Origin of the sequence: Brevibacterium litoralis, assembly GCF_040212315.1 — a bacterium.
Lineage (GTDB): Bacteria > Actinomycetota > Actinomycetes > Actinomycetales > Brevibacteriaceae > Brevibacterium > Brevibacterium litoralis.
Genome location: NZ_JBDIUY010000038.1, coordinates 1 through 2542, shown reverse-complemented (window position 1 = coordinate 2542; position 2542 = coordinate 1). Strand labels below are relative to the sequence as shown.

The 2542-nt window shown below is 57.6% G+C and carries 3 protein-coding genes; 1 reads left to right on the top strand and 2 read right to left on the bottom strand.

Annotated features, from left to right (window positions below):
• Positions 1–448: 448 nt before the first annotated feature.
• The gene (locus AAD496_RS13325; RefSeq protein WP_349829307.1) at positions 449–1054 is read right to left on the bottom strand and encodes a sulfotransferase family 2 domain-containing protein; all 606 of its coding nucleotides are present in this window, start codon (positions 1052–1054) and stop codon (positions 449–451) included.
• Between the two features lie 211 nt (positions 1055–1265).
• Positions 1266–2135: a glucose-1-phosphate thymidylyltransferase RfbA gene (gene rfbA / locus AAD496_RS13320; RefSeq protein WP_349829306.1), complete on the bottom strand. Its 870-nt coding sequence runs from the start codon at positions 2133–2135 to the stop codon at positions 1266–1268.
• A gap of 179 nt (positions 2136–2314) precedes the next feature.
• On the opposite strand from rfbA, the gene AAD496_RS13315 reads away from it, so the two are divergent.
• On the top strand, positions 2315–2542 hold a 228-nt coding region (locus AAD496_RS13315), incomplete at its 3' end, for a hypothetical protein (protein ID WP_349829305.1).

The window sequence follows — 2542 nt, the reverse complement described above, 5'->3', positions numbered from 1 at the left end:
TCGCCGGGCAGCAAGTCGTCGCGGAATCACCCCCGCCGAAGGAGGCAGCGCGGGTCGCCGAACTCGTCCGACAGCGTGCCGCCGGGCGGGGCGGGCGTGTGCACTAATTTGAGCCAAGTTGGGTCAATGCCGGCTCTCCAATGACCTCAGTTAGCTCCCTTCGCGAGGGTGCAATCTGTCGTGTTCGAAGAGCCTTTCTGAGTCGTACAATATGCGAAATGCCGTAGATGCTGACTTTTTCGTAGCCCCAAATTGAGTCATCGGATTGCATATTCCATTGGCCTCGGTTGCATTTGGAAATTGGGAAACAGGCGTGCTTGAGTTACCCGGCACGGAGATACGAGTCATAGCTCCTGAACGCACTGGGTGTTGATTCGAGAGCGACGGTAGGCATTGATTGGTGGCTAGGCGCCGAACGACGCATTGAGAACCATTCGGTTCGAGCTGATTAGTAGTTGAAGTAGTTGAAGTCGAGTTCGTAGAAGGTCTTTAGCTTTGCTGAAAGTTTCTGCGAAATCTGCACTTCGCGACTACTCCTACCGGACCTCTTCTGGGAATTCATTGAATGAGGAATAGGTGACGTGATATCGATATCGAAACGTTCATTGAGCCATTCAGGGACGTTTTCAAGCCCATCCTCGAATCTGAAGATAGAAATGTTAGGCACCATGAACTCATGCTGCGGTCGGAGGTGGTTGTCCAACGCGTAGTTGTTGGACTGGTACTGCCTAATTTTATTATCGGCCCATCGTTCAACTACTTTAGCACTTATGGTGTTGTCAGTGAGCTCGACTCTCATGGCGTACTCGGAACGAAATCTTGCAATTGGCTCTCGCACAATGCCGAATATCGCGTCGAAGTATGCAAGGTTGACCCGCTCGGCTAAAATCTCACCGTGCATGTGTTGGGGAGAACATCTGCGGTACATGGGGCGAGCATTGTGAAGTTGCATCTCCCATCCATCGTTCTGAAACATCCGTTCCACCGAGGTGCCTCCGGCCTTTGGGATGTGGACGAAGAGGACTGATTTACCGTGCTTTAGAAATACAGGCATTTGTATCTACCTTAAAATGGATTTGAGCGTGTTTTGACGGAACTTTGGTCACTCACGGAAAAGGCGTAGATTCGACTTATTTGGATCGCTCAGATCGGAATAGGTCGGACACTAGAGTTGTCCCGGAGTTTTCAATGCCGCCGACGATAAAGTCGATCACGATACTGCCTTTCTGAGTTCGTTGGCTATGCGAGGTCGGTGCGACGCGGTGTCAACGGCCTCGGGCCAGAAGCTCGAGCAGGTACTTGCCGTAGCCACTCTTGACTAGAGGCTTCGCACGCTCTTCCAATTCGGCATCGGACAGGTAACCCTGGCGCCAGGCGATCTCCTCCGGGCAAGCGACCTTCAGGCCCTGACGGAGCTCGACGGTACGGATGAACGCACTGGCTTCGTGAAGGGACTCGAAGGTTCCCGTGTCGAGCCAGGCGGTGCCGCGAGGCAGGATCTCGACGCTGAGCTTTCCATCGTCCAGGTAGCTCTGGTTGAGGTCGGTGATCTCCAGCTCGCCGCGTGCCGAGGGTTTGATCGCCTTGGCCCGCTCGACGACCGTGTCATCGTAGAAGTACAGGCCGGGCACTGCGTAGTTGCTCTTCGGTTCTGCCGGCTTCTCCTCGAGTGAGACTGCCTTGCCGTCGGCGTCGAACTCGACAACACCGTAAGCGGTTGGATCGGCGACCCAGTAACCGAAGACCGTGGCGCCCTCCGAGTGGGTGTGGCGGTCGAGCGTGGAACCCAAGCCGGTGCCGTGGAAGATGTTGTCACCCAGGACCAGTGCACCAGGCCCACCCTGCAGGTGTTCCTCACCGAGGAGGAACGCCTGCGCCAGACCGTCCGGAGACGGCTGGACGGTGTAGGAGAGGTTGATGCCGAACTGGCTCCCGTCGCCCAACAGATCCTTGAAGGTCTTGGAGTCCCCGGGGGTCGTGATGATGAGGATGTCCTTGATGCCGGCGAGCATCAGGGTCGACAAGGGGTAATAGATCATCGGCTTGTCCCAGACCGGGACGAGCTGCTTGCTGACACCGTGTGTGATGGGGTGGAGGCGCGAACCGGTTCCACCCGCCAGAATGATTCCTCGCATGCGTGCGATTGTTCCATGACATGTGGCCGAAAGAGGAATGCCTCACATTCGTTCGGCGCGCCCACGCCCCTGGCGCGGGTCACGGGTGCGCTGCGCGGGTGCAGTAGCCTTGAGCCTGCTCGGGTCCCGCCCGGGCCCGTGTCCACCACCATCCGCACATCTTTGGAGGAGTCCCCGCAGTGACGACCCTGGTCGTGATGGCTCACTACGACGTCGACCGGAGACTCCGCCCGCACACGGTCCGCACCATCGAGACCTACGCCGCGGACGCGGACAGGACGGTCGTGGTGTCGACCTCCGGCCTCGTAGACGAGGACATGGATCTCCTGCCTCACGGCGTCGAGTTCGTGACCCGGCCCAACTTCGGCTACGACTTCTACAGTTACAAGTGGGGACTCGACCTGGTG

Coding starts and splice junctions, on each gene's coding strand:
- rfbA (WP_349829306.1), bottom strand. CDS start 2,135: ATGCGAGGAATCATTCTGGCGGGTGGAACCGGTTCGCGCCTCCACCCC.
- AAD496_RS13325 (WP_349829307.1), bottom strand. CDS start 1,054: ATGCCTGTATTTCTAAAGCACGGTAAATCAGTCCTCTTCGTCCACATC.